This is a genomic window from Brevundimonas sp. AAP58 (genome assembly GCF_001295975.1).
Lineage (GTDB): Bacteria > Pseudomonadota > Alphaproteobacteria > Caulobacterales > Caulobacteraceae > Brevundimonas.
This window is the reverse complement of the sequence record NZ_LJHU01000007.1, coordinates 1-26306: the sequence shown is the minus strand read 5'-3', so window position 1 is coordinate 26306 and position 26306 is coordinate 1. Positions and strand designations below refer to the sequence as shown.

Genomic DNA, 26306 nt, shown 5'->3' with positions numbered 1-26306 from the left:
ACGTGTCGTTCAGCTTCCGCGGCAACGAGCCGGTGCGGCGGGCGATCCACAGCGTGTTCCTGTACCACGCCATTCAGGCGGGCATGGACATGGGCATCGTCAACGCCGGCGACCTGCCCGTCTATGACGACATCGACCCGACGCTGAGGGAGGCTGTCGAGGACGTCATCCTGAACCGGCCGCAGCGGACCAATGTGTCCAACACCGAGCGGCTGGTCGACATCGCGCCCAACTACAAGGGCGACAAGGGCGCGGGCCGGGTCGTCGACCTGACCTGGCGGGAGGCCCCCGTCGGCAAGCGGATCGAGCACGCGCTCGTTCACGGCATCACCGAGTTCATTGAGGCGGACACGGAAGAGGCGCGCGCGGGCGCGGAACGGCCTCTGCACGTCATCGAGGGTCCGCTGATGGACGGGATGAACGTAGTCGGCGACCTGTTCGGCGCGGGCAAGATGTTCCTGCCGCAGGTGGTGAAGTCCGCTCGGGTGATGAAGCAGGCCGTGGCCTACCTCGAGCCCTTCATGGAGGCGGAGAAGGCCGGCAAGCCGCGCGAGCAGGCGGGCCGCATCCTGATGGCGACCGTCAAGGGCGACGTCCACGATATCGGCAAGAACATCGTCGGCGTCGTGCTCCAGTGCAACAACTACGAGGTCATCGACCTCGGCGTCATGGTGCCCGCCGACCGCATCCTGGACGAGGCCAAGGCGCACAACGTCGACATCATCGGCCTGTCGGGCCTGATCACGCCGTCGCTGGACGAGATGGTGTTCGTGGCGCGCGAGATGGAGCGGCGGGGATTCGACATTCCCCTGCTGATCGGCGGGGCGACGACCAGCCGGACCCATACAGCCGTCAAAATCGAACCGGCCTACGCCCGCGGCTCTACGACCTATGTCGTGGATGCCAGCCGCGCCGTGGGCGTGGTCGCGGGTCTGCTATCCAAGACAGAGCGGGCGAAGAACGAGGCCGCCACCCGCGACGAGTACATCCGCATTCGCGAACAGTACGCCCGTGGCCAGGAGGTCAAGGCGCGCACCTCGATCGCCGAGGCGAGGAAGAACCCCGTCGCCATCGACTGGACCGCGCCCAGACCTGCTGCGCCGAGCTTCACCGGCGTTCGCGCGTTCGAGGCCTGGGACCTCGCCGATCTGGCCAACCACATCGACTGGACGCCCTTCTTCGCCAGCTGGGAGCTGATCGGGCGGTATCCCCACATTCTGGAAGACGAGATCGTCGGCGAAGCGGCCAAGGACCTGTTCAAGGACGCTCAGGCAATGCTGAAGCGGATCATCGACGAGCGGTGGTTCACCGCCAAGGGCGTCGTCGGCTTCTGGCCCGCGAACGCCGACGGCGACGACATCGTGGTGTTCGAGGACGAGGCGCGGACGACAGAGATCGCCCGCTTCCACACCCTGCGCCAGCAGATCGCCAAGTCGAACGGCAAGCCGAACGCGGCCCTGTCCGACTTTGTGTGCCCCATCGGCGACGACTGGATCGGGGCTTTCGCCGTGACGGCCGGCCACGGCGAGCTGGAGGCGTCCAAACGCTTCAAGGACGCGGGCGACGACTATTCGGCCATCATGGCCTCGGCGCTGGCCGACCGTCTGGCCGAGGCCTTCGCTGAGCGGCTGCACAAGGAGGTACGGACGACGCTGTGGGGCTATGCCCCAGATGAGGCAACGACGGTCCAGGACCTGATCGAGGAGAAGTATCAGGGCATCCGCCCCGCCCCCGGCTATCCGGCCCAGCCCGACCATACGGAGAAGGCGACGCTGTTCCGCCTGCTGGACGCGGGCACCAACGCCGGCATGGCCCTGACCGAGAGCTTCGCCATGACGCCGCCGGCCTCGGTGTCGGGGCTCTATTTCGGGCACCCGCAGAGCCACTATTTCGGCGTCGGCAAGATCGACCGCGACCAGGTCGAGGACTATGCGCGCCGCAAGGGCTGGGATGTGAGCGAAGCGGAACGCTGGCTGGCTCCGATCCTCAACTATGAGCCGGGAGCCGAGCCGAGAGACAAGGCTGCATAAGTCCCTTCTCGCCTTCCGGGAGAAGGGTCATGGAGTCGGCATTCCCATGTCGTCCAAGCCCGCGGCTTCCAGCGTGACCGGGGCCGTGGTGATGTTCTCGCGCACGCGGCGGGCTGCGTGTTCGCAGCGGCCCGGCAGGCCAAAGAACAGGCCAAAGGCCTGGCTGCGCGCGGCTTCGTCGGGCAGGCCCATCAGCGGGGTCCAACGAGCCTCGGCCTCGGCCTCGGCGACCTCGGCGGCGGCACGGGTCTCAACCGTCTGCCGCGGCGCACCCTCGCGCAGGGCTTCGCGGAAGTCCGTGGCCTCCAGTGCACCCAGTCGCATGATCTCGCGATCAAGATCGTCAGCGCTGGTCAAGGTGCGGCCGAGCGCGATGTGACCCTCCACGAGGGCCGCGCACCAGGCGACGAGAGGATAGTCCTGTTCCGGGGCTCCGCGAGGCAGAGGCGTCTCATAGGCGATGGCCTCACGAGCATTGCGGGCTTCGGTCGACTCTGCCGCCTGGCTGAGGGTGGCGATCGGACCGTCCTGATCCTGGGCCAGGACGGCAGGCGCAGTCAGGACGAGGGCGACGAGGGCGGCGGCGGTCAGAAAACGCATCGAGAATCCGTAGGCTGTTTCAACATTCGGAGCGGCCTTAACGCCTGAAGCGTGGCGATGGTTTTTCCGTGGCGACGTGTTAGCGGGAAAAGCTGAAACCGAGGAGGTGCCTGTGGCCGATTTCAGACGCTTGAGCGACACCGTGCAAGTCGCCCCCCAGATCGCCCTGTCCGATATCGCAGAGGCGGCGGCACTGGGCGTCACAACCGTCGTTTCCAACCGGCCCGACGGCGAGGATCCCGGTCAGCCCACGGCGGCCGAAGTGGCCGAGGCCGCGCGGGCGGCGGGCTTGGCCTTCGTCAATGCGCCGGTGAGCGGTTTTCCCGACGAGGCGGCGATCCATGCGGTCGGCGAGGTGCTGGCCAAGGGCGAGTCCGTGTTGATGTTCTGCCGATCAGGGACGCGGTCGGCCATGACCTGGGCGCTCGCCATGCGGCGCGCCGGGGCCGATGCCGAGGCTCTGCGTGAGGCCGGAGCCCGGGCGGGCTACGACCTCAGTCGCCTGCCGCTCTAGCGTTCTACGGCGACGCGGGCGGCGAAGGGCACGGGCTCGGGATCGCCGCAGGAGTGCAGCACCAGCTGCGCCGCCATGAGACACAGGATGGCCGCCGCGATGGGCTGGAGCCGATTTGAGACAGAATAGGCGATGGCGCGGGCCATTTTGGACGCTCCGGAACGGTTTACGATCCGTTAAGGCAAGGACCGCGCCGGGCGAGCAGGAGCCGGGATGATTCCCTTCGTCAGAGAGTTCGACTTCGCATACGGCCGCCGGGATCAGGTCTCGCCCCTGATCCAGCGGGTCATCGCGAACAATCCGGGGCCGTTCACCTTCACCGGCACCGGCACCTACATCGTGGGACAAGACGCGCCGGGCGCGGGTGTGGCGGTGATCGATCCGGGGCCGATGGACGAGACGCATCTCGACGCCCTGCTGGCGGCGGTCGAGGGTCGTCGCGTGAGCCATGTGCTGGTGACCCACACGCACCGCGACCATGCCCCCCTCGCCAGCCCCTTGGCCGAGCGGACCGGCGCGCCGATCCTGGCGATGCAACCGCCGGAACGTCAAACCCACGCCTCAGGCCAGCTGGACGAGGACGAGGACGACGACTTTGCGCCGGACGTCGTGCTGACGGGCGGGGAGCGGATCGATGGCGACGGCTGGACGATGACCGCTCTGGCCACGCCGGGACATGCATCGAACCACATGGCCTTTGTCCTGCTGGAAGAGAACGCCCTGTTCTGCGGAGACCACGTCATGGGCTGGTCGACGACGGTGGTCGCCCCGCCGGACGGCGACATGGCAGACTACATGGCCAGTCTGGATGCGGTGATCGCGGCCCGCTTCGACACGCTTTGGCCAACGCACGGCGCACCGGTGACGGACCCCACGCCCTTTCTCGAAGCCTATCGGGCCCATCGGCTGGAGCGCGAGGCCCAGGTCATCGCACGCCTGGCGGCGGGAGATCGAACGATCGCGGCGATGGTGCCGACGCTTTACGCCGCCGTTGACCAGCGGCTATGGCCCGCAGCCAGCCTGTCAGTCTGGGCCCACCTCATCAAGCTGGTGAAGGAAGGCCGAGCCGCCACCGACGGCGAGCCGACACTGGTGGCGACCTACGGTGCCTGAAGGTTGGACACGATCGTCTGCAGCAGTCGGCAGGCCTCTCCGCCGTCGGGACGCGCCTGCCGGGCAGAGACGCGGACGTCCGTCTGACCCGGACGGATGCGGATGACCGCGTCATGCTGGAAGCCGAACCAGAAGCCGGTGCGCGTCCCGTCGGCGCGGCCGACGCCAGCCCCCAGAACCTCGAATCCGGCCTGTTGAAGCGCATATGCGGCGACGCTGGGAGCGACCTGGGTCGGAGCCGTTGACGCCTCGCACGAGCCAAAGGCTCCACTCGTCAGTGTAGGTGCACCCGCCACGGTGCGCCGATCGGCCAAGGCTCCAGCAAAGACCGGAGGCTCGCCAGGATTGGTCGTTACATCGGCTAGCAGCATGGGCCCCGAGTCTGGCAGGCCATGGGAACCGATATGAAGCCCATACACCGTCGACGTAGCCACCCCCGCGATGAGACCGACCACAGCGAACGGCCAGGCGCGACGGTCACCCAGCGCTATGATGGCCCCGCCAAGAGCCGCCACGGCCCCCAGCGCAGCGAACGCCAACCCCACCCGCATCGCCAGAAGCGAATAGCCAACCGTCCAGTCCCAGATGCCGATCTTGATCCCGGCGACGGCGACGAAAGCGGCCAAGGGAGCCAGCAGCGTCAGGACCAGCAGAACCCGCGCCCAGCGGACCGCGCGCGGAGCCTGGGCCATCCGCTCAGACCGTCTCGGTCGGGGCGGCGGTCGGCAGGCGGTAGTCCTTCATCCGCTCGCGCAGCAGCTTCTTGTCGATCTTGCCAGTCGCGCCCAGCGGAATGTCGTCCACGAAGACCACGTCGTCGGGCATCCACCACTTGGCGATCTTGCCCTGCAGGAAGTCCAGGTGCTCCTGCTTGTCCTGGCTCTCGCCGGGCTTGAGTTTGACGACCAGCACGGGACGTTCGTCCCACTTCGGATGGGCCGCGCCGATGACGGCGGCGAGCTCGGCCTTGGGGTGGCCGACGGCGATGTTCTCGATCTCGATGGAGCTGATCCACTCCCCGCCGGACTTGATCACGTCCTTGGCGCGGTCGGTGATCTGCATGAAGCCGTGCTCGTCGATGGTGGCGACATCGCCGGTGTCGAAATAGCCCTCGTTGTCCAGGATCTCGCCGCCCTCGCCCTTGAAATAGGCTCCGGCGATGGTCGGACCGCGCACCATCAGACGGCCGTAGGTATGCCCGTCGTGGGGCATCTCCTGACCGGCGTAGTTCTTCAGCTTCAGTTCTACACCCAGCGGCGGCATGCCCTGCTTGACCCGCCACTTCATGCCCTCGTCGTACGGTAGGGCGGCCAGTTCCGGGGTCAGGTTGGACAGGGTGCCGATGGGCGAAGTCTCGGTCATGCCCCAGCCCTGCAGCACCTCGATCCCGAACTCATCGTTGAAGGCGCGGATCAGGCTTTCGGGCACGGCCGAGCCGCCGATCAGCACCTTCTTGACTGTCGGGATCTGCAGCTTGTGCTCACGCAGGTGGGCGAGGAGGCCCTGCCAGACGGTCGGCACGGCGGCAGAGAAGGTGACACCCTCGGAGACGATCAGCTCATAAATGGCCGCGCCGTCCATCTTCGCGCCCGGCATGACCAGCTTGGCCCCGGCGGCGGGTCCGGCGAAGGCGATTCCCCAGGCGTTGGCGTGGAACATCGGCACGACCGGCAGGATGACTTCCTTCGGCGACGGCCCCAGCACCGTCGACTGCATGCCGAGCAGGGTGTGAATGAAGTTCGAGCGGTGCGAATAGAGAACACCCTTGGGGTTCCCCGTGGTGCCCGAGGTGTAACAGAGGCCGCACGCCGTCTTCTCGTCGAAGCCGCCCCAGTCGCAGTCCTCTGACACGCCTTCAAGTACGGCCTCATAGCACTCGGCGCGCGGCAGCTTGGTCGCCGGCATGGTGACGTGGTCGGTCATGACCACGACCCGCTCCACCGTCGGGCAGTGCGGTAGGATCGCCTCAAGCAGCGGCACAAAGGTCAGGTCGACGAAGATGATCCGGTCTTCGGCGTGGTTGATGATGTAGATCAGCTGTTCCGGGAACAGGCGCGGGTTCAGGGTGTGGCAGACCGCTCCAATTCCCATGATGCCATACCAGGCCTCGATGTGGCGGCCCGTGTTCCAGGCGAGCGTGGCGACGCGGTCGCCGACTTTGACGCCCCAACCCTTGAGCACATTGGACACGCGCTTGGCCCGGCCGTGAATCTCGCCGTAGGTCGTGCGCACGATCGGTCCTTCGACCGAGCGGGTCACGACCTCCCTGTCGGGGTGCCAGTTCTTGGAGTGGTCCAGAATCCGGTCGACCGTCAGCGGCCAGTCCTGCATCAAACCCAGCATCACGTTCCCTCGGAAAATGCCCCTGATGACGCCGGGGCTTAAGCGCAACCTAGCCGAGGTGCAGCGGGCCTCGCAACGTGACGCAGGGTCAAGTCGGGCGGCTCAGATGGCTTCAGCGTTGCCTCTCTGTCCTTTTTGGCCTTCTCTGCCCCCGTCGGATCCGAAACAAGGAACAGCCAGACATGCGCCTGATGACCCCCGCCACCCTCGTGTTCACATCGCTAATTGCGCTCGCTGCCTGCGATCGCTCCATCGAGACGGCCAATGACACGACGGCTCCGGCGGGCACGCCCTCCGAGGCTGCAGCTCCCGTCACGCCAGCTCAGCAGACCAGCGGACTGGTCATAGAAGGAGAGGGCCTGCGGGTATTCGACGCCGAAGGCGCTGCGCGTGCCCTGCCCTTCGGAACGCCGCAGGAGTCGGTCATCACCGCGGTGAACATCGCCAGCGGTGGCCCCGCGCCGGACCAGAGCACGAATGAGGAATGCGGCCAGGGACCAGTCCAGTTCGCGGAATACGCCAACGGACTCCAGCTGCTTTTTCAGGAGGGAGAGTTCAAGGGCTGGTTCCTGCGCAGCCAAGGGCTGACGACCGCAGACGGCATCGGCGTCGGTACGACCCGCGCCGATCTGAACGCCGCGCGCACCGTCGAAATCCAGACGGACTCGACGCTTGGGGTCGAGTTCACGGCGGGCGACCTTGGCGGCTTTCTGACAGCTGCGGATGGATCGGGCACGATCGAGTCGCTCTACGCTGGCGACACCTGCTTCTTCCGCTGAGGCGGCGGGGCGGCTAGAGCCCCGTCATGACCATCCTCATTGCCATTACCGGGGGCTCGGGCTCGGGAAAGTCGACGCTCGCCGAGACCGTGGCGGCCGTTCTGCCCTCCGGACGGGCCGTGCTGCTGCGCGAGGATTCCTACTACCGGGACGCGGCCTCCCTGCCTGGCTTCGATGCGGCCACGTTCGATTTCGACGATGTAGCAGCGCGCGATCACGAACGGCTGGAGGCCGACCTGTCGGCGCTCAAGTCCGGGCGAGACATCGTCGCCCCGATCTATTCCTTCATCACTCATGGCCGGGAACCGGGCGGAGAGCCCGTGCGGGCGGCGCCGGTCGTGATCGTGGAGGGCACGCACCTGCTGTGCACACCATCGCTGGCGGATCTGTTCGACATTCGGGTCTTCGTGGACACGCCGGCCGACATCCGCTTCATACGCCGCCTGTTGCGGGACCAAGCCGAGCGGGGCCGGACGGCGGGTTCGGTCATCGACCAGTATCTGAAGACGGTGAGACCGGGACACGAGCGGTTGACGGAACCGTCACGGACCCGGGCCGACTTCATCGTCGCCGATGCGACGGCGGCCGTGCGGCTGGAGGATCCGCAAGCCGTCGTGCGCCTGGCCGCGCCGCTGCTGGCGCACCCATTGCTCAGCAAACTGATGAATTCAGAACCGTAACGGTGTTCGTCCTTATTCCGGTTACACGCGGATTGGTTTAGGCCTGAGTCCCGATGGACTCGCACGTAACCGGCATTCTGCCCGACCTGAAACCCGGCCAGGACAAGCGACGGGACACGATCGTGAGGGAAGCCCGACGGTTCTTCATGAGCCAGGGCTACGCATCGACCCGGATCGAACCGATCGCGCGGGCGGCCTGCGTCTCCACGGCGACGCTCTATGCCTACTTCCCGTCCAAGGAGCACCTGTTCGGGGCTGTGATCGAGGACGCCACGGAGGACTTCTCGCGGCAAATGGAGTGCGTGCGCCTGAGCGACGGACCGGCGCGAGAGATGCTGACCGGCTTCGCCCTGACCTATGCCCGGTTCATGGGTGATCCCTTCGTCCGCGCCGTATTCCGGCTGGTCATGGCCGAGCGGCCACGGTTCCGGGACGTCGCCCTGCGGTTCTTCGACAAGGGGCGCAGCGATTTCGGTCGGCCGTTGATCCAGGCCTTGCAGACGCTGGCGGACCGTGGAGAAATCCGGTTCGACAAGGCGTCCTGGGCGGCGGGCCAGCTGATGGGCATGGTCGAGCATCCCGTCTTCTTCATGCCCCTCGTCACCGGCGATGAGGTCCAGGCGGAACGATCGCCTGAGAAGATCGCCTCCGACGCCGTCGAGACGTTTCTGGCGCGCTACGGGACCTGACGCCTCAGGGCTGCAGCCGCGTCGTCGTCCAGCCGTCGCCGGAACGGTCGAACCTGAGCCGGTCGTGCAGCCGATAGGGTCGATCGCGCCAGAACTCCACCGAACGCGGGACGACGCGCCAGCCGGTCCAGTGCGGGGGCCGAGGCGGCTCTGTGCTCTCGAACCGCGCGGTCTCACGCGCGACGGCCGCTTCCAGCATGCCGCGATCTGGCAGGGGTCTGGACTGATCCGAGGCCCAGGCGCCGATGCGGCTCTCCCGGGCGCGGCTGGCGAAATAGGCGTCGGCTTCCTCGGCGGACACGGGCTGGACGGTTCCGCGCACGCGGACCTGCCTACGCAGGGTCTTCCAATGGAACAGCAAGGCCACGCGAGGGTTGCCGGCGAGCTGAAGTCCCTTGGCGCTCTCGGTATTCGAGTAGAAGGTCAGGCCGCGCGCATCGATGTCCTTGAGCAGCACCATGCGGCTGTCCGGCGCGCCCTCGGCGTCGACGGTCGACAGGGCCATGGCGTTGGGGTCGTTCGGCTCATGCGCCCGGGCGTCGGCCAGCCAGTCGATGATCAGGCCGATGGGCTCGGCGCGCTCGAAGATGGTCTCGTCGCCGTTGGCGGCCAGGGCGGCGGCGTAGTCGCGGGCGTATTCCTCGCGGGTGGGGCTCGGCGGGATCACGGGGCTGGTCATGGCAGCCCTATAGCAAGCGGCGCGGCGGCCCGCACGGTTAACCCCGCCTTGACCATGATGGCGGCCTATTCGTCGCATGTTCTCCTCCGGCCCCTCCCTGACCGAAGCCTTCGCCGTCCTGGGGCTGCATGGTCCCACGGATCAGGCGGCGGTCGCGCGAGCCTTCCGACTGGCGGTGAAGTCGGCCCGACCCGATCAACCCGGCGGCGATGATGAGCGGTTCCGCAGGGTCATCGCGGCCTACCGGTTGATCCAGTCACGCGGAGGCGTTCGCGCCGCCCTCGCCCCCCCTCGCCAACGCCCGGCCGCCCTGCCCGTCGTCGGCCTGACCCCGCGTCAGGCGCTGGACGGCGGGGTCGCCGAGGTGCGCCTTGGCGGGCGTACGATTCGGGTGCGCGCGCCGGCCGGGATGCGGTCGGGCGAGCATCTCCGCCTCAGAGGCGCCGCAGATGACGGCACGGACATGCATCTGCCCGTTCTTATCCGTTCGAGCGGCGGCCTGACCGTGGTGGGTGACGATCTGCACATGACCTGGGACACGCCGCGTCGCCTGCTGGCCGACGGCGGGCGGATCGAGATCGAAACCTACGCAGGCATTCAGGCCGCCTGGGTGACGGCGGGACTGACCGATCCGGTGCGGCTGAGGCTGCGCGGGCTGGGCCTGCCTGCCCGGGGACAGCGGCCTCAGGGGCATCTGTTCGTCCACCTGACGCCCGCCGATGACGTTCCGTCAGCGGCCGAGGATCTGCTGGCCCGGTTCACCCGCGTCTGGACGCCGGACCGGCTGGCGGCCTAAGCGTCGCGGGTCATGTCTCACAACACCTTCGGCCATCTGTTTCGCGTGACGACCTGGGGCGAGAGCCACGGGCCGGCGATCGGCTGCGTCGTCGACGGATGCCCGCCGCTGATCCCCCTGACCGAGGCCGATCTGCAGCCGTGGCTGGATCGCCGGAAGCCCGGCGGCAGCCGCTTCGTCACCCAGAGGAAGGAGAGCGACACCGCCCGCATCCTGTCCGGCGTGTTCGACGACGGGGCAGGTCCAGTCACTACCGGTACGCCCATCGCCATCCAGATCGAGAACGAGGACGCGCGGTCCAAGGACTACGGCGAGATCGCGCGCGCCTATCGCCCCGGCCATGCCGATGTGACCTATCAGACGAAATACGGCGTCCGTGACCACAGGGGCGGTGGACGGTCCTCGGCGCGCGAGACCGCCAGCCGGGTCGCAGCGGGTGCCGTGGCGCGGAAGGTTTTGGGCGACGGCGTGGTCATCCGCGCGGGCGTGGTGCAGCTAGGGCCGCACCGGATCGCGGCAGAGGCGTTGGATTTCGGCGCGGTCTATGACAACCCGCTGTTCGCGGCCTCGGCCGAGGTGGTTCCGGCGTGGGAGGCGTATCTGGACGAGGTCCGTAAAGCCGGATCGTCGATCGGTGCCGTCGTGGCGCTCGAGGTTACGGGCGTTCCTGCCGGTTGGGGCGCGCCGCTCTATGGCAAGCTGGACGCCGAACTGGCCGCCGCCCTGATGAGCATCAACGCCGTCAAGGGCGTGGAAATCGGCGCAGGCTTCGGCGCGGCGGAGCTGTCGGGCGAGGACAACGCCGATGAGATGCGGCTGGGGCCGGACGGGCACGTCGAATACCTGTCGAACCACGCGGGCGGCATCCTGGGCGGCATCTCCACGGGCCAGGCGATCACGGCCCGCGTGGCCTTCAAGCCGACATCGTCGATCCTGACGCCGCGCCGGACGGTCACGCGCGACGGGACCGAGACCGATCTGCGAACCAAGGGCCGGCATGACCCCTGCGTCGCCTTGCGCGGGGTGCCGGTCGTCGAGGCGATGGCGGCCTGCGTGCTGGCCGACGCGATGTTGAGGCACCGCGCGCAGGTCGGCTGAAACGGCCACGGTCATCTTTGGTTCACCCTGTTCGTGCCAGATGCCGATCATGACTCAAGCTCTGCGCCGCGCCGCCGCCTTGTCCGCCGTCCTGGCGGGATCGCTGATGCTCCAGGGATGCCTGGTCGGGGCCGTCGTCGGCACGGCCGGAGCGGTTGTGGGCGGGACGGCGCGGGCGACCGGGGCGATCGTCGGCGCGGGCGTCGACGCCGTCACCACCTCGGACGAGGAGACGCGCGCCCGCCGCGAGCGCGAGCAGCGCGAATACGAACGCGAGCAGCGTCGTTGCGAGGAGCGCCAGCGGCAGGGTCGCCGCTGCTAGACGGGTTTTTCCACGGCGTAGTTGTGGATCGGCACGCCGCCGACCTCGAAGTCCCGGCGATGCAACACGACGAAACCGCGTCGGACGAAGAAGCGACGCGCGGCCTCGCTGGCTTCTGAATACAGACGCCGGATATCGGCTGACCGTCCGGCCTGCTCCACCGCATCCAGCAGCCCATCGGCGACGCCGCGACCCTTGGCCTCCGGCGCGACATAGAGGAAGTCGATGTGGCCGTCGGCTTCCAGATCGATGAACCCCAATAGCTCGCCGTCTGCCCGATCGGCGACGAAGGCCCGACGGCCGTCCAGCATGCGCTCGCCGAACCGCAGAGCCGTGGGGCCGGCCCCGGCCCATGCCTCCACCTGCTCCGGCGAATAGTCGGCAGGTCCAAGCGCACGGACCGACGCCTGATAAAGCGCAGCCATCGCGACCTCGTCGCCCGGCGCATAAGGTCGAACCCGCATCACCGCACGCCTATGTACTTGTGCGTCTGGACGCTGAGCCGCCATTTTGGGTGGGCGAGGCAGTAGTCGATGGCGGCGGCCGTGTTCGCTGCCTGATCCGGCCCGTCCATCGGCTGGAGCCAGAAGCGGTCGAAGGCGAGGTCCTCGAACCGGTCCGGCATGGCCAAAGCCTGCGGGTAGACCAGCTTCAGCTCCTGCCCGGTCGTCTGCACCACCGGGGCGGCGGCCTTGGGACTGACGCAGATCCAGTCGATGCCGTCGGGCGCGGCCATCGTGCCGTTGGTCTCGACCGCGATCTCGAAGCCGCGCCCTTTCAGGGCGGCGATCAGGGCCGGATCCAGCTGAAGCAGCGGCTCCCCGCCGGTGCAGACCACGAGGCGGGGATCGCCGTCGCGGCCAATCCAGAAGGAGGCGACGTGGTCGGCCAGGGCCTCTGCGTCCGCGAACTTGCCGCCGCCATCGCCGTCGGTTCCGACGAACTCGGTGTCGCAGAAGGAGCAGACGGCGGTCGCGCGGTCCTGCTCGCGGCCGCTCCAGAGATTGCAGCCGGAAAAGCGCAGGAAGACAGCGGGGCGGCCGGCCTGCCCTCCCTCCCCCTGGATTGTCAGAAAGGTCTCCTTGACCGAATAGGTCATCGCTCGGCCGTCCATTCGGCCCAGCCGGCGGCGCGCAGGTCGCAGGCCGGGCACTCGCCGCAGCCGTAGCCCCAGGCGTGGCGATGGGCGCGGTCGCCGCGATAGCAGGTGTGGCTCTCCTCGACGATCAGGTCGACCAGGGCCGCCCCGCCGATGCGATCGGCGAGCGCCCAGGTCTGGGCCTTCGTCAGCGCCATCAACGGCGTCTCGATCGGCACGGGCTTGTCGAGGCCGAGCGTCAGGGCCCGGCTCATGGCGTCGATGGTGTCGCGGCGGCAGTCGGGGTAGCCGGAGAAGTCGGTCTCGCACATGCCGCCGACGAGCACGTCCAGGCCGCGCCGGTCGGCCAGCGCCGCCGCCACGCTCAGGAACACCAGATTGCGGCCGGGCACGAAGGTGGTCGGCAGGCCGCGCGCGCCGATCTCGATGGCGCGGTCGGTGGTCAGCGCCGTCTCGCCGATGGCGCCGAAGCCGGTCAGGTCGACGACGTGATCGGGGCCGAGACGGTCGGCGAAGGCGGGCAGCGCGATCGCCATGCCGTCGCGCACGCGCAGCCGCGCCGCCATCTCGACCGCGTGGCGCTGGCCGTAATCGAAGCCGACGGTCTCGACGCGCGCGTATCGCTCCAGCGCCCAGGCGAGGCACGTGGCGCTGTCCTGTCCTCCGGAGAACAGGACAAGGGCGGAGGTCTGATCGGACGAGGTTTCGGTCATGACGGGCCTGCGGTCGGCCGGACGGCCGCGCGCATGGACAAGGGGATGGGAAAGGACGGGTTCGCCCCTTCCCTACATCACCCCGCGGCCGGCCGCAAAAGCGTCAGTGTCCGTGGCCGTCCGTGTCGGTGTGGGTCGAGCCCGGCACGAAGCCTTCGTCGCCTTCCTGCTCGAACCAGAAGGGCGCGCGCGGGCGGTCCCGCAGGCCCACCTCGTTCATCCGGTCGTCGTAGAGACGGCCGTTGGCCAGGGTGTAGCGGATCGAGGTGGTGTTGCGGATGTTCTCCAGCGGATTAGCGTCCAGCACCACCAGATCGGCCAGCTTGCCGACCTGGAGCGAGCCGATGTCGCGATCCAGCCCGAGCGCCCTCGCCCCGCCGATCGTGGCGGCGCGCAGCGCCTGCATCGGCGTGGCCCCGCCCTGGGCCAGCATCCACATCTCCCAGTGGGCCGCGAGGCCCTCGCGCTGACCGTGAGCGCCGATGGCGACGTCGATGCCGAGGTCGTTCAGGCGCACCGCCTCACGCGCGATGTCGATGTGGTTCCATTCCCCCTCGGGCAGGGTCACCGGACGGCGCGCGCGGGCGTCGAGGATGCGGCGCGGCACATACTGGGTCAGGATCGGGTGATCCCAGACCGGGCTCTCCTGGTACCAGTAGTTCTCGCCGAAGCTGCCGCCATAGGCCACGACCAGGGTCGGGTTGTAGGCGGTGCCGGACTGACGCCACAGGTCGTGGACGTCGTCATACAGGTTCGCCAGCGGGATGGAGTGCTCGATCGTGGTGTGGCCGTCCACGATCATGGTCATGTTGTGCTGATAGAGGGAGCCGCCCTCCGGCACGACGTTCATGCCCAGCTGGCGGGCCGCCTCGATGATCTGCTGGCGCTGGTCGCGGCGGGGCTGGTTGTAGCTTTTGACGCTCCAGGCCCCGACGGCCTGCATGCGGCGCAGCGTCGACAGGGCGTCGTCGAGGTCGTTGACCACCGCCGTGAAGGGCGTGTTGGCACCGTACAGGATCGTCCCCGTCGAGAAGATGCGGGGGCCGACGACCCGGCCGGCGCGCGCCAGTTCAGAATGGGCGAAGATCTCGGACGTGTCGTTGGACGGATCGTGGATGGTCGTGACGCCGAAGGCGAGCGCGGCGTAGTTGACCCAGCTCTGCTCAGGAATGATCTCGTCCGAGCCCATCGAGCCGTGCCAGTGGGCGTCGATGAGGCCGGGGATGATGGTCTTGCCGGTCACGTCCACGACTTCGGCACCGGCGGGGATCTGGACCTCCGAGCGGGGGCCGACGGCGGCGATGCGGTTGCCATCGGTGACGATGACGCCGTCCTCGATGACGCGTTCGCCGTCCATGGTGACGATGCGGGCGCCGACCAGCGCCAGCTGGCCTTCGGGACGGTCGGTCGCCTGGGTGAAGCCGATGTCGATCCCCGTCTCCGGCGGATCGGGGAGGTCGACGGGAGCGCCTTCCACGAAGGCGAAGCCCTGGTTCAGGTCGCGGCTGAACAGCTGGGGGCCCAGCGCCCAGTTCAGGCGGCTCGAGTCGCCCGACCAGTGGATCCAGTCCCCGGCGTCGCGGGTGAAGCGGGTCTGCGGCAGGGCCTTGCCGTCGGCCGACAGGGTCACGGGACGGCCGGTTTGGGCGAAGGGCGCGACGAAGGCGTTGAACCGCTCGTTCCAGGCCACCCAGCGTTCGTCAGGCGAAACGGCGAAGTCGGCGGCCCATTCGCTGAGAAGATGGACGCGCTCGTCGCCGCCGTTCAGGTCAACGGACTTGAGCGCAGCGTTACTCTCCTGGCGACCGGTGAAGAAGATACGGTCGCCGCTCGCCCCGAACTGGGGCGTACGGCCCTCGTCGGTGATCAGGGTGGCGTCGCCGCCCGAGGCGGAAACGCGATACAGGCCGGTGTCGCGGCCGTAGAGGCCCGAGGTCAGGAAGCCGTCCGAGGTCTTGCGGAAGACGATGGTGCGACCGTCCGGCGAGAAGACGGGCTCGACGTAATGGCCGGGACGGCGGGTGACGACACGCCCTTCCCCGCCCGAGGCCGGGACGACGCGGACCGTGCCCATCTCCTGATCGTCCCAGGTCGTGTAGACGATGGAGCGGCCGTCGCGCGACCAGCTGGGATAGAGCTCGAAATGGTCGGACTGGCGGGTCAGGCGGCGCGGGGCGCCCTCCGGCAGGTCGCGGATCCAGAGATGGCCGAGCGCCTCGAACACGACGCGAGAGCCGTCGGGCGACGTCTGGGCCCAGCGGATCATGCGAACGTCGAACTGATCGGGCGCGACCTCGACGGGGAAGCGCACAGCCTCCTGGATGCGGCGGGTGTCGTTGACGCGGAACGGGATGTCGGTCGCGACGCCCGTGGCGACGTCGATGCGGCGGATCTTGCCGCCGGCCCAGACGACGATGGAGCGATTGTCCGGCGTCCAGCTGAAGGCCGGATAGACGCCGTGGACGGCCCAGGTCTCCTGCAGGTCGCGGTCCAGGCCGTTGTAGATCGGGACTTCCCGGCCGCTGTCGATGTCCATGACGAACAGGGTCGACTGGTAGCGGACGCGCCGGATGAAGGCGAGCGAACGGCCGTCGGGCGACGGCGTCGGGCGGATGGAGCCGCCGGGGCCGGACAGATATTCCTCGATCTCGCCCGTCTCGCGATCCAGTCGCTGGATGACGTAGATCTCGCCGTTGACGTCCTTGGAATACTCGAACGTCGGTCCCGGCGTGGCGTCGTCGGAGAAATACAGATAGCGGCCGTCGGGCGAGAAGGCGGGTTCGCCGGTGTCCTTCTGCTGGGTTCGGCGCTCGGTCAGCTGTATGCCGCCGCCGCCTGAGCGATGCCACATCCACATCTCGCCGGCGCCCAAGGAGCGGGACGAGGTGAAGTGCTTCCTGCCCACGATGAACTCGCCGTCCGGCGTCCATTCCGGCGAGTTCACCAGCCGGAAGCTCTCGTCCGACACCTGCGTCGGGTTGGAGCCATCGCGGTTCATGATCCAGATGTTGTCGCCGCCGCCCCGGTCGGAGGTGAAGGCGATCCGGGTGCCATCCGGCGAGAACTTGGGCTGCATGTCCCAGGCGACGCCCGAGGCGATGGCGCGCGCCTCTCCGCCCTCGATCGGCATGACGTAGATGTCACCCAGAAGGTCGAAGACGATCTCGCGCCCGTCCGGGCTGACGTCCAGCGCCATCCAGGTGCCCTCGGTGACATCGATCTGGACGTCCGATGCGGGACCAGGTGGGTTCTGAACGTCCCACTCCGATACCTCCACGGTCTCCGCCACGTTCTCCGCCGAGGCTGGCACCACAATTGGCGAGGCGGACGTTTGCGCGAGGCCGGGGTTGGCCATTGCAACCGCCAGGGCGGCAGTGAGCAGGACGCGCGGCAGCATGCGGAAAACTCCCCCGAAACAGGCCGCCATGTTTAGGGCTGTCAGCCGCGCCTTGGCCAGCCCCGCCGTCATGACAGGGTGAAATCAAAACTCACCACGTCGCGACGGAATCTCTTCACGATCTGCGTCCAAGTTTCATAGTGTGTCGCAGGCAAGCGCCCTTGGCGGGAGGCGAACGTGGCGTGTCGGATGAGGATGTCACGACTGCTTGCGCTTTGCGTGGGCGTTTCGGTCTTTCTAACGAGCTGCGGCGAGGCCACGCTTGGCGACATTCAGGCCGGTCTTCAGGCCGAGCGAACGACGCCTCTTGGCGAAGAACCTGCTTCCGCGGCAGACGCCGCAAGGTTTCTGACACAGGCATCCTTTGGCCCAACGGACGCCGAGATCGACATTGTTCTGGCCAAGGGTTACGGGGCCTGGATCGACGGTCAGATGTCCTCGGTCTCGTCTTCCCACCTTCTGTATGTCGACAACCGGATCGCGCAGATTCGCCTGACGAATCCGAACGCCAGCCCTAGCGCGAACCACTTCTACGAAAGCTTCTGGCTCTACGCCGCTAACAGCCCGGCGCAGTTGCGCGAGCGTATGAAGTTCGCCCTGTCTCAGATCTTCGTCATTTCGTTGACCGACTCGGCAATCGATGTGCGCGGAGCGGCGTCCTACTACGACATGCTGGGCGAGAACGCTTTCGGGAACTATCGCACCCTGATCGAGCAGGTCGCGCTTCACCCCATGATGGGCCGGTACCTGACCCACCTGGGAAACCAGAAAGAAGACCCGGCCACGGGCCGCCTGCCCGATGAGAACTTCGCGCGGGAGATCATGCAGCTCATGTCGATCGGCGTTCATGAGCTGAATGCGGACGGAACCCTTCGGATCGACGGCGACGGACAACCCATCGCGACATATACGTCCTCGGACATCTCCAACCTCGCAAAGGTGCTGACCGGCTTCAGCTGGTACGCCGCCAATCCCACGAACTCGACGTTTCGCGGCGGAGGGCGAAACAACGACTCTTACGTTCGACCGATGATCGCCTATCCGGCGTTTCATTCGACATCGGCGAAATTGTTCCTGGGCACCACCATGCCCGCCGGATCGACCGACGCCATGGCGGAGCTGAGGACGGCGCTCGACGTCATTGCAAACCATCCTAATGTCGCGCCCTTCATGTGCCGACAGCTGATCCAGCGGCTGATCACCTCCAACCCGAGCCCTTCCTACGTTCGGCGATGCTCGTCTGTATGGGCCAATAATGGCAGAGGTGTTCGCGGCGATCTGGGTGCTGTGGTGAAGTCCATCCTGCTGGATGGCGAGGCGCGCAACGGCGATCTCGCGAGCACGCCGACATACGGCAAAGTGCGCGAGCCGGTCATTCGCATGACGAACTGGATGCGCGCCTTCGGCGCGACGTCGATCAGCGGGAACTATCTGCTGAACTCAACGAGTGCCACGACTTCCTTGGGTCAATCGGCGCTGGCTTCCCCGTCGGTCTTCAACTTTTACCGACCGGGCTATGTCCCTCCCAATACCCGGGCCGGGGCGCAAAATCTGACGGTGCCCGAGTTTCAGATCGTGAACGAGGTGACGGTCGCCGGCTATGCAAACACCATGCAGGCGGCGATCGGTAACGGAATCGGCACTGGCGCGGATGTGCGATCGTCCTATGCCCGCGAGGTCGTCATCGCCCATGATGCCAATGCCTTGGCAGACCGCATGAACCGCATGTTGCTGAGTGGTCGGATGTCTTCCACGCTCAGGACGCGAATCGTGGAAAGCGTCAACGGCGTCAACATCCCGGCCGCCACAGGCTCCAACCAGGCGACGATCGACACCGCCCGCCTGAACCGGGCGCGGCTCGCGGTCTACATGACCATGGTTTCACCCGAATATCTGGTCCAGCGGTGAGGCGGGCGCGATGAGCCACGGTCGATACAATCGCCGCCAGTTGCTCCGGATCACTGGTGGAATGTCCATGTTGGGTGCCGCCGCGCCGTTCGCGGCCCAACTGGCGGCGGCCGGCAATGCCGCCAGTCAGAGCGCACCGGACTACCGGGCCCTGGTGTGCGTGTTCCTGTTCGGCGGCAACGACAGTCACAACATGGTTCTGGCTACGGATCAGGACAGTTGGGGTCGATACTTCGCCACCCGGAACACCGGGACCGACCCGATCGCTCTGATGCCCGTAGGAACTGCACCCACCACGGTCGGACAGGTCAATCCAGTGACCGGACGGGTCGCAACAGCCGGAGATCCGGGGGCATGGGGCGGCGTCTTGCCGATTGTTCCACGCAGCCTCAATCCCATTCCGGAAGGCACGAACGCTTCAGTTCGGACTTTCGGGCTACATCCCTTCATGCAACCGGTGAAGGACCTGTTTGACGCAGACAGGCTGGCAATCGTCGCCAACGTCGGCACACTGATCCAGCCGATCACCAAAGCCCAGTACGAGGCGCGCAGCGCGCCGATTCCCTCCAATCTCTTTTCCCACAACGACCAGCAGTCGACCTGGCAGGCCGGTCAGACCGAGGGCGCAAGGGTCGGCTGGGGCGGACGGTTCGGGGACATGCTGTCGATGGAGAATGGGACCTCGGCCTTGTTCACCGCCGTTTCGACCGCCGGAAACGCGGTGTTCCTATCGGGTCAGAGCATCGTTCAGTACCAGATGAGCACGGGTAGCCAGCCTGCTGTCGTCATCACGGGACAATCGGGCAACAGCTTGTTTGGCTCCAAGGTCGCGCCTGGCCGCGTCAGGGACACGATCCGCGACACCTCCCAGGCCAGCCTCTTCGCCGCCGACTATGCAACGACGACCGACCGCTCGATCAGCGCCGCAACGACCCTCAATACTGTATTCACGTCCTCAGCCGTCACCGGCGTCCCCGTGCCACCGACGTATCGAAATCCGATCACGGGCGCGACCGAGAGCAATACGCTGGCCACGCAGCTTCAGACGGTGGCGCGAATGATCGCGGCCGCGCCAGCGTTGGGGCTCCGGCGTCAGGTGTTCTTCGTCAGTCTGGGCGGCTGGGACAGCCACGATGTCCAGAATACGGCCCAGGGCAACAATCTCTCCAAGGTTGCGCACGCCCTGTCCTATTTCGACGGGGCCCTGGCGAACATCGGAGGGGTGAACATGCGAAACGCCGTGACGACCTTCACTGCGTCCGACTTCTCACGCACCTTCAACACCAACGGCGACGGCACCGATCACGCCTGGGGCGGGCACCATCTGGTCATGGGCGGCTCGGTCAGGGGCGGTGATATCTATGGCCAGTACCCGACGCTAGGCATCGATCAGGGCACGTTCCGCAACCCCGACATGACGCGGTCTTATCTGATCCCTACGACGTCAGTGGATCAGTACGGCGCGACGCTGGGTCGCTGGCTGGGGGTGTCTGAGACCAACCTCGACGTCATCTTCCCCAACCTCAGGAACATGGCGTCGCGCGGACTCGGATTCATGGCCTGACGGTATCATCAGCACACGATCCAAGCGTCACCTTGGCGTCCCGGATCTGTAACACGCGCGCCGCCAACCCTCGTTACGGCCCAAGGCTCCACTCGGGGGACTGTCATGCTGAACCGTTTGAACACGCGCGCCATACTCATGGGTGCCGTCGCTACCTGCGCCATCGCCACGGCCGCCCAGGCTCAGGTCCAGGAGGACCCGACCCAGCTGGAGGAGGTGATTGTCACCGCCCAGTTGCGCGCCCAGGACCCGATCGAGGTCCCCTTCGCCCTGACCGCCTACAATGGCGAGTTCCTTGACGGGCTGGGCGTCCAGGACTTCGAGGAACTGTCGGCTTTCGTGCCCGGCCTAGTCGTCCAGAACCAGTCGCCGAACAACCCCGGCTTCGTGATCCGGGGCATCACCTCGGACTCGACCGGCGCCGCCGACGAGCCTCGCGTCTCGATCTACCAGGATGGCGTCTCGATCTCGCGCGCGCCGGGTGCCTACGTAGAGCTGTTCGACATCGAGCGGGTCGAGGTGGCCAAGGGTCCGCAGTCGACCCTGTATGGTCGCGGTGCCCTGATCGGCGCGGTCAACGTCATACAGAACAAGGCCGATATCGACGGCTACGAAGGCGAGGTTCGCATCGGGCTCGGCAACTTCGACTACCGGCTGGGCGAGATCATGCTGAACGCGCCCATCACGGACAGCCTGGCGATCCGCCTCGCCGGCCGGGTGAAGTACCGCGAGGGCTATGTCGACAATCTGGCGGGCGGAGCGGCCTACAACGGCGTCGACACTCAGGCCTATCGCGCCTTGCTGGCCTTCGAGCCCAACGACCGGTTCCGCGTCGATGTGATCGGCAACTACCAGACCGACCAGCCGTCGGGCGTCAGCTTCCGCTCCATCGCCTACAATCCCCAGGACCCGCTCACGGGAGCGGTCCTCGGTGGGCGGGAGCCCGGCGACGGCGCAGCCCTGACGCCGCGCACCAGCATCGACGGTGGGCGCGACCTGGGCATAGACCGTGAAGTATGGGGCGTGACCGGCCTCGCCCGCTATGACCTCAGCGACAGCCTGACGCTCAGCTCGACAACCGCCTACCGTACTTTTGAGACCAGCGAAGCCTTCGATCCGGACGGCATCTCCCTGCCGCTCCTGTTCGGCATCGGTAACTCGGACGGCGAACAGTGGAGCCAGGAATTCCGCCTGAACTGGGACAACGGGGGTCCCCTCTCGGGCTTCGTCGGCGTCGGCTACTTCCGCGAGGACAACGTCTCGGACGCCCCCATCGAGATCGACGAGCGGGTCGCCCTGGCCCAGCTCGCCGGCCTGCTGGATGGTGTTCCGGGCGTCGCCTTGCCCAACGCCCTGCCTCTGCCGGTGCTGACCTCGGCGCCGGTTATCGACCCCATCCTCGCTAGCTTCGGTATACCGTCGGCCCTTCGTCCGGGCATCCGCAGCAACCTGAAGGCCAGTCACATCGAGACCTCGGTTACCGAGACCGAGCTCGACAGCTTCGACATCTTCGGCGACCTGACCTGGAAGCCGACGGATCAGTGGGAGTTCGCGGCTGGCGTACGTTACACCCGGGACGAGAAGACCACGGCCTTCTCGTCCTCGGTCCTGAACGGTCGCTCGGTGCTGGGCGGTCTGCTTGGCCTGCAGCAGGTCCAGGCCCAGATCGCCGCCCTGGTCGCTCAGGGTACCCCCGCCGCCCTGGCCCAGGCCGCCCAGCTCAGTGCCTTCGCCAACGGCCTCGTGGTCCAGCTGGCCACACCCGGCGCAGCCAACGCTCCCGCGAGCGCAACCTTCCCGTTGTTCGGTCTGACCTTCCAGCCGACGGCCGGAAACGGCGGCGTCTCGACCCGCGACCTCGAGGACGACGGCTTCACCTGGCGTCTGACGGGCCGCTACGCCATCAACCCGGACGCCAGCCTGTATGCCACCTATGCCCGGGGTCGCCGTCCCGCCGTCCTCGCCGCCGGCGTCCCCACCACGCCGTTCGGCGCGCCTGTGTTTAACGAGGTCGAAGAAGAGACGGTCGACAGCTACGAGGCCGGCTTCAAGACCGTTCTGGCCGACGGGGCCCTGCGCCTCGACGGCGCGGTCTTCTTCTACGACTATCAGAACTTCCAGACGACAATTCAGGTCGGCACCCAGTTCATCACCACCAACGCCGGCGAGGCCGAAAGCTACGGCTTCGAAACCCAGGCGGTCTGGTCCGCGACCGACAATCTCGATCTCTACGGCACCTACGGCTACAACCACTCGCGTTTCCAGGCGGGCATCTTCGACGGCAACCGCTTCCGCCTGTCGCCCGACCACAAGTTCAGCCTGGGTGCCCTGTGGGCCCTACCGGTCGAGGGCGGCCGCTTCGAGGTTCAGCCGACCTACACCTGGCAGTCGGAAGTCTTCTTCGACAACGACAATGACCGGACCGATCTGCAGACCAACAACTTCGTCCCGGACACGGCCGTTGACGAACGTCAGGACGACTATGGCCTGCTGAACGTGCGCGTGCGGTACGTCAGCGATGCGGGCTGGTCCGTCGAAGGCTTCATGGACAATGTGCTCGACGAGGAGTTTCTGAAGGACGCGGGCAATACCGGAGACGGCCTCGGCTTGCCGACCTTCATCGCCGGCGAACCCCAGACCTTCGGCATCAACTTCACGGCGAGCTACTGAGCATGAAGATCGACCGTCGCGACCTTCTGACCGGCCTCGGGGCCGGGGCCCTCGCCGCCCCGGCTGTCGCGGCTCCCCAACAGGTCCCGACGGTCGCCTTCCTGCACGGGGTCGCGTCCGGTGATCCGCACGCCGACAGCGTGGTTCTCTGGACCCGCGTAACTCCGGGCGGGTCGGTGTCTGGTGCCATCCCGGTCACCTGGCGCGTGCTAGAAGGCGAGCGCGTCGTCACATCGGGGACGGCCGAGGCCTCTCCGGACCGCGACTTCACGGTCAAGGTCATCGCCGGCGGCCTGAACGCCGGCGTCGAGTACCGCTACGACTTCCGGGTTGGCGATGTCGTGTCGCCGACCGGCCGCGTCCGCACCCTGCCGTCCGGCCCGACCGCCGACGTGGTGCTGGGCGTCGCGTCCTGCCAGCTCTACCCCGGCGGCCTGTTCAACGCCTGGGAGGCGATGGCGGCCGAGCCCCGGCTGGACGCTGTCATTCACCTCGGCGACTACATCTATGAGTACGGCGCGCGCGAGAACGACTACGGCGGCGCGACTGGCGTCCAGCTGAGCCGCCTGCACCAGCCGCCGCGCGAGATCCTGACGCTCGAGGACTATCGGCTGCGTCACGCCCAGTACAAGTCCGACCCGGACCTCCAGGCCGCCCATGCCCGCGCCGCCTTCATCTGCGTCTGGGACGATCACGAGGTCTCCAACGACGCCTGGATGCACGGCGCCGAGAACCACCAGCCCGAGACCGAGGGCGACTTCGCGACGAAGAAGGCCACGGCCCTTCGCGCCTACTATGAGTGGATGCCGATCCGCGAGCCGCGTGCCGGCCTTTCGCTGGAGCACGTCAACCGCAGCTTCGAGTTTGGAGACCTCGCGACCCTGGCGATGGTCGAGACCCGTCTGCTGAACCGCGCCAAGCCGCTGGACTATGAGACCGACATGGCGGTCGTGGACGGCCGTCCCGACGTCGAGGCCTTCCGACGCACTCTGGCCGCGCCCGACCGCGATCTGCTGGGCGAGGCCCAGCGTGACTGGCTCAAGGGCGTGCTGACCGCGTCGAAGTCGGCGGGCAAGCCGTGGCAGGTGCTGGGCAACCAGGTCGTCATGGCCCGCGTCAACGGCCCCGACATCACCCGCATCGCCTCCGAGGCCCAGATCGAGGGCTTGATCTCGGGTCTGCCCGAGGCGGTCCAGCCCGGCATCCGCCAGGTGATCCAGCTCTACAGGCTGGGCGTACCCTTCAGCCTCGACAGCTGGGACGGCTATCCGGCGGGGCGGGAGCGCCTGTACGCCGCCTTCGCCGAGGCCGGGGTCCAGCCGATCGTCCTGGCCGGTGACAGCCACGCCTACTGGGTCAATGAGCTGAAAGACGCGGCCGGGGCCCGGCGCGCCGTGGAGTTCGGCACCAGCGCCATCTCCAGCCCCTCGGTCGGCGACGCGGTCGCCCCCCTGCCGCTCGGCCCCCTGCTCAGCGCCAACAATGACGAGGTCGTCTTCTGCGACCAGTCGGCCAAGGGCTATCTGCTGCTGACCCTGACGCCCGAGCGGGCCGAGGCGAAGCTGCAGTCGGTCTCGACCATCCTCGCCAAGCCGTTCGAGACCCGGACCGTGGCGACATTCGCGGTTACGCGGGACGCCAACGGGATCACGGCACCGGTCAGGGCGTAGGTCGTTTTCCGGGCGACGAAGACCACTCGGCATCCCGTGCCCGCTCATAGGCGTCGCGCACCGCCTCCCGAGGCCGGTCGGCACCAAGCAGCGCCATCTGCTCGCTCCACACCTCCGCGAGGCGGCCGACCGTGGTCGTGATCCAGCCGGGCTCCTGCTGGCGGGTCCAGTTCTGGACCGAGGCGATGTTGAAGATCAGCAGGAAGACCGCGGCGATGACAATGACCCGGCTGGTCCAGCGACGGTCTCGCGCGGCCAGCCCCTCCTCGTCCGGCGGCTCTCCAGGCGGGAAGGCGAAGCGGCCCAGCGCCAGCAGCGGATTGACCGGCTCAGGCTCCGGAGCAGTCGGCAGGTCGTGAGCGTCGACTGTCTGGATCCAGTCACTCGGCGGATCGGCCGGGCGCGACTCCGGTTCCGCCGCCTCGAGGTAGGGCTCTGTCTCCCCTTCCAGCGGCGGGAACGGCGACGGCGGCAAGGCCGTGGGAAAGGGCGCCAGAGGAATGTCCGGATCGTCGGGGCGGTCGTTCATCTCACCGGCCTCAGAACTGGAAATAGATGAAGGGGGCCACGCCGTCCGGCCGCACGGCCTCGACCAGCAGGATCGCCGCCCCGACCAGCAGGCCCATCGTCAGGGACGGAGCGGGCTTCAGCCACGTCGCGAAGCCCTCGATGGCGCGCGGCGGCAACCAGTGCATGGCCAGACCCCCGACGATCAGCGTCATCAGGAAGGGCGTGACCATCGTCGCCGTTTCGAACCGGCCGAGGCCTGCCAGCATCTCCATCGCCATCGGGAAGGTCTCGGCGCGGAACAGGATCCAGCCCAGGCAGACGATGTGGAAGGTCACGATGACGCCGATCCAGGTCGGGATCACCTTTCGGTCACCGAACGCCGCCCGACCCAGACGCTCGATCACCTGCACCCCGCCATGCAGCGCGCCCCAGGCGACGAAGGTCCAGGCGGCACCGTGCCACAGGCCGCCCAGCAGCATGGTGATGAAGACGTTCAGGCAACTACGGACCAGACCCTTTCGTCCGCCGCCCAGCGGCACATAGAGGTAGTCGCGCAGCCAGCTGGACAGGCTGATGTGCCAGCGCCGCCAGAAGTCCTGCATGGATTTGGCGCGATAGGGTTGGTCGAAGTTCCGGGGGAAGGAATAGCCGAGCAGAGCCGCCGTCCCGATCGCCATGTCCGAGTAGGCCGAGAAATCGCAATAGATCTGGACCGCATAGGCGTAGACGGCCGCCGCCAGATCCAGCGCACCATAGGCCGATGGGTCGAAGAACACCGGATCGACCAGCCGCGTGGCGAGCTCTGATGCGATCACCGTCTTCTTGAACAAGCCCCAGCCGATCAGCAGGAAGCCGTGCGCCGCCATCTCGCGCGTCAGCCGGGGCACGCGGTCGAACTGCGGCAGCAGGTCCGAGGCCCGCACGATGGGCCCGGCCACCAGATGCGGGAAGAAGCTCATCAGCAGCATGACATCGAGCAGGCTCTTGGCCGGCGGCGTCTTCCCGCGATGGACGTCGACGACGTAGCTGATGCCCTGGAAGGTGAAGAAGCTGATGCCGACCGGCAGGACGATCTCGAGCAGCGGCAGGTCGCGTTCCCAGCCGAAGCGGGCCAGCAGTTCACCCGCCTGTT

Annotated in this window: 24 protein-coding genes; 13 read left to right on the top strand and 11 right to left on the bottom strand. The window is 67.3% G+C overall.

What is annotated here, in order from left to right; all coding sequences use genetic code 11:
- Positions 1 to 2030 (top strand): vitamin B12 dependent-methionine synthase activation domain-containing protein (locus IP78_RS00965; protein ID WP_082384778.1); only part of this gene is annotated, 2030 nt, incomplete at its 5' end.
- Between the two features lie 27 nt (positions 2031 to 2057).
- On the opposite strand, the gene IP78_RS00960 is transcribed toward IP78_RS00965, so the two are convergent.
- The gene (locus IP78_RS00960) at positions 2058 to 2630 is read right to left on the bottom strand and encodes a hypothetical protein (RefSeq protein ID WP_054109845.1); all 573 of its coding nucleotides are present in this window, start codon (positions 2628 to 2630) and stop codon (positions 2058 to 2060) included.
- A 76-nt stretch (positions 2631 to 2706) separates the two neighbouring features.
- Here IP78_RS00960 and IP78_RS00955 point away from each other — a divergent pair, with 76 nt between their 5' ends.
- Positions 2707 to 3144: a TIGR01244 family sulfur transferase gene (locus IP78_RS00955; protein WP_369814652.1), complete on the top strand. Its 438-nt coding sequence runs from the start codon at positions 2707 to 2709 to the stop codon at positions 3142 to 3144.
- Here IP78_RS00955 and IP78_RS15430 read toward each other — a convergent pair.
- On the bottom strand, positions 3141 to 3290 hold the full coding sequence (locus IP78_RS15430; protein ID WP_169738150.1) for a hypothetical protein: 150 nt from the start codon (positions 3288 to 3290) through the stop codon (positions 3141 to 3143). The genes IP78_RS00955 and IP78_RS15430 overlap by 4 nt on opposite strands.
- A gap of 67 nt (positions 3291 to 3357) precedes the next feature.
- Between IP78_RS15430 and IP78_RS00950 the strand changes: the two genes are divergently transcribed.
- Entirely contained in the window at positions 3358 to 4257 is a 900-nt protein-coding gene (locus IP78_RS00950; protein ID WP_054109843.1) for an MBL fold metallo-hydrolase, read from the top strand.
- Here IP78_RS00950 and IP78_RS00945 read toward each other — a convergent pair.
- Both IP78_RS00945 and IP78_RS00940 read right to left on the bottom strand, forming a co-directional pair.
- A complete protein-coding gene (locus tag IP78_RS00945; RefSeq protein ID WP_054109842.1) occupies positions 4245 to 4949 on the bottom strand; it encodes a DUF1499 domain-containing protein in 705 nt (234 codons plus the stop codon). The two genes, IP78_RS00950 and IP78_RS00945, sit on opposite strands and share 13 nt — an antisense overlap.
- 4 nt (positions 4950 to 4953) lie before the next feature.
- Positions 4954 to 6600 (bottom strand): long-chain-fatty-acid--CoA ligase, encoded by a 1647-nt coding sequence (locus IP78_RS00940; RefSeq protein ID WP_054109841.1) that lies wholly within the window; start codon positions 6598 to 6600, stop codon positions 4954 to 4956.
- A gap of 182 nt (positions 6601 to 6782) precedes the next feature.
- Between IP78_RS00940 and IP78_RS00935 the strand changes: the two genes are divergently transcribed.
- Genes IP78_RS00935 through IP78_RS00925 form a run of 3 tightly spaced genes read left to right on the top strand, consistent with a single transcriptional unit; the run spans position 6783 to position 8748 of the window.
- Positions 6783 to 7379: a hypothetical protein gene (locus IP78_RS00935; protein WP_054109840.1), complete on the top strand. Its 597-nt coding sequence runs from the start codon at positions 6783 to 6785 to the stop codon at positions 7377 to 7379.
- Positions 7380 to 7405: 26 nt separating this feature from the next.
- Positions 7406 to 8059, top strand: coding sequence for a uridine kinase (udk, locus tag IP78_RS00930; protein WP_054109839.1), 654 nt, complete (start codon positions 7406 to 7408; stop codon positions 8057 to 8059).
- Between the two features lie 53 nt (positions 8060 to 8112).
- A complete protein-coding gene (locus IP78_RS00925; RefSeq protein WP_054109838.1) occupies positions 8113 to 8748 on the top strand; it encodes a TetR/AcrR family transcriptional regulator in 636 nt (211 codons plus the stop codon).
- A gap of 4 nt (positions 8749 to 8752) precedes the next feature.
- Here IP78_RS00925 and pdxH read toward each other — a convergent pair whose 3' ends face one another.
- Complete coding sequence (pdxH, locus tag IP78_RS00920; RefSeq protein WP_054109837.1) at positions 8753 to 9427, bottom strand: pyridoxamine 5'-phosphate oxidase; 675 nt, start codon at positions 9425 to 9427, stop codon at positions 8753 to 8755.
- A gap of 76 nt (positions 9428 to 9503) precedes the next feature.
- Here pdxH and IP78_RS00915 point away from each other — a divergent pair, with 76 nt between their 5' ends.
- From IP78_RS00915 to IP78_RS00905, 3 genes are read left to right on the top strand one after another with little or no spacing between them, the layout of a single operon-like run.
- A complete protein-coding gene (locus tag IP78_RS00915) occupies positions 9504 to 10223 on the top strand; it encodes a DnaJ C-terminal domain-containing protein (protein ID WP_054109836.1) in 720 nt (239 codons plus the stop codon).
- A 12-nt stretch (positions 10224 to 10235) separates the two neighbouring features.
- On the top strand, positions 10236 to 11321 hold the full coding sequence (aroC, locus tag IP78_RS00910) for a chorismate synthase (protein ID WP_054109835.1): 1086 nt from the start codon (positions 10236 to 10238) through the stop codon (positions 11319 to 11321).
- Positions 11322 to 11370: 49 nt separating this feature from the next.
- On the top strand, positions 11371 to 11643 hold the full coding sequence (locus tag IP78_RS00905) for a hypothetical protein (RefSeq protein WP_054109850.1): 273 nt from the start codon (positions 11371 to 11373) through the stop codon (positions 11641 to 11643).
- Here IP78_RS00905 and IP78_RS00900 read toward each other — a convergent pair.
- The 4 genes from IP78_RS00900 to IP78_RS00885 all read right to left on the bottom strand — a co-directional run bounded on the left by IP78_RS00900 (position 11640) and on the right by IP78_RS00885 (position 16852).
- Complete coding sequence (locus IP78_RS00900; protein WP_054109834.1) at positions 11640 to 12107, bottom strand: GNAT family N-acetyltransferase; 468 nt, start codon at positions 12105 to 12107, stop codon at positions 11640 to 11642. The two genes, IP78_RS00905 and IP78_RS00900, sit on opposite strands and share 4 nt — an antisense overlap.
- Positions 12107 to 12742 carry a 7-carboxy-7-deazaguanine synthase gene (gene queE / locus IP78_RS00895; protein ID WP_054109833.1) on the bottom strand — a complete coding sequence of 212 codons (636 nt, stop codon included), beginning with the start codon at positions 12740 to 12742 and terminating at the stop codon, positions 12107 to 12109. The genes IP78_RS00900 and queE overlap by 1 nt, the downstream gene beginning before the upstream one ends.
- A complete protein-coding gene (gene queC, locus IP78_RS00890) occupies positions 12739 to 13455 on the bottom strand; it encodes a 7-cyano-7-deazaguanine synthase QueC (RefSeq protein WP_054109832.1) in 717 nt (238 codons plus the stop codon). The genes queE and queC overlap by 4 nt, the downstream gene beginning before the upstream one ends.
- A gap of 103 nt (positions 13456 to 13558) precedes the next feature.
- Complete coding sequence (locus IP78_RS00885; RefSeq protein ID WP_197272341.1) at positions 13559 to 16852, bottom strand: amidohydrolase family protein; 3294 nt, start codon at positions 16850 to 16852, stop codon at positions 13559 to 13561.
- Positions 16853 to 17047: 195 nt separating this feature from the next.
- Here IP78_RS00885 and IP78_RS00880 point away from each other — a divergent pair, with 195 nt between their 5' ends.
- From IP78_RS00880 to IP78_RS00865, 4 genes are all read left to right on the top strand, one after another.
- Positions 17048 to 18760 (top strand): DUF1800 family protein, encoded by a 1713-nt coding sequence (locus IP78_RS00880; RefSeq protein ID WP_231680828.1) that lies wholly within the window; start codon positions 17048 to 17050, stop codon positions 18758 to 18760.
- A gap of 10 nt (positions 18761 to 18770) precedes the next feature.
- A complete protein-coding gene (locus IP78_RS00875; protein WP_054109831.1) occupies positions 18771 to 20324 on the top strand; it encodes a DUF1501 domain-containing protein in 1554 nt (517 codons plus the stop codon).
- Positions 20325 to 20429: 105 nt separating this feature from the next.
- Positions 20430 to 22994, top strand: a complete 2565-nt coding sequence (locus IP78_RS00870; protein WP_156320230.1) for a TonB-dependent receptor — start codon at positions 20430 to 20432, stop codon at positions 22992 to 22994.
- Positions 22995 to 22996: 2 nt separating this feature from the next.
- Positions 22997 to 24664: an alkaline phosphatase gene (locus IP78_RS00865; protein WP_054109830.1), complete on the top strand. Its 1668-nt coding sequence runs from the start codon at positions 22997 to 22999 to the stop codon at positions 24662 to 24664.
- Here IP78_RS00865 and IP78_RS00860 read toward each other — a convergent pair.
- The gene (locus IP78_RS00860; protein ID WP_054109829.1) at positions 24654 to 25193 is read right to left on the bottom strand and encodes a hypothetical protein; all 540 of its coding nucleotides are present in this window, start codon (positions 25191 to 25193) and stop codon (positions 24654 to 24656) included. The two genes, IP78_RS00865 and IP78_RS00860, sit on opposite strands and share 11 nt — an antisense overlap.
- Before the next feature lie 10 nt (positions 25194 to 25203).
- Positions 25204 to 26306, bottom strand: a 1103-nt coding sequence (locus IP78_RS00855) for an MBOAT family protein (RefSeq protein ID WP_054109828.1), incomplete at its 5' end; no start/stop codon positions are given.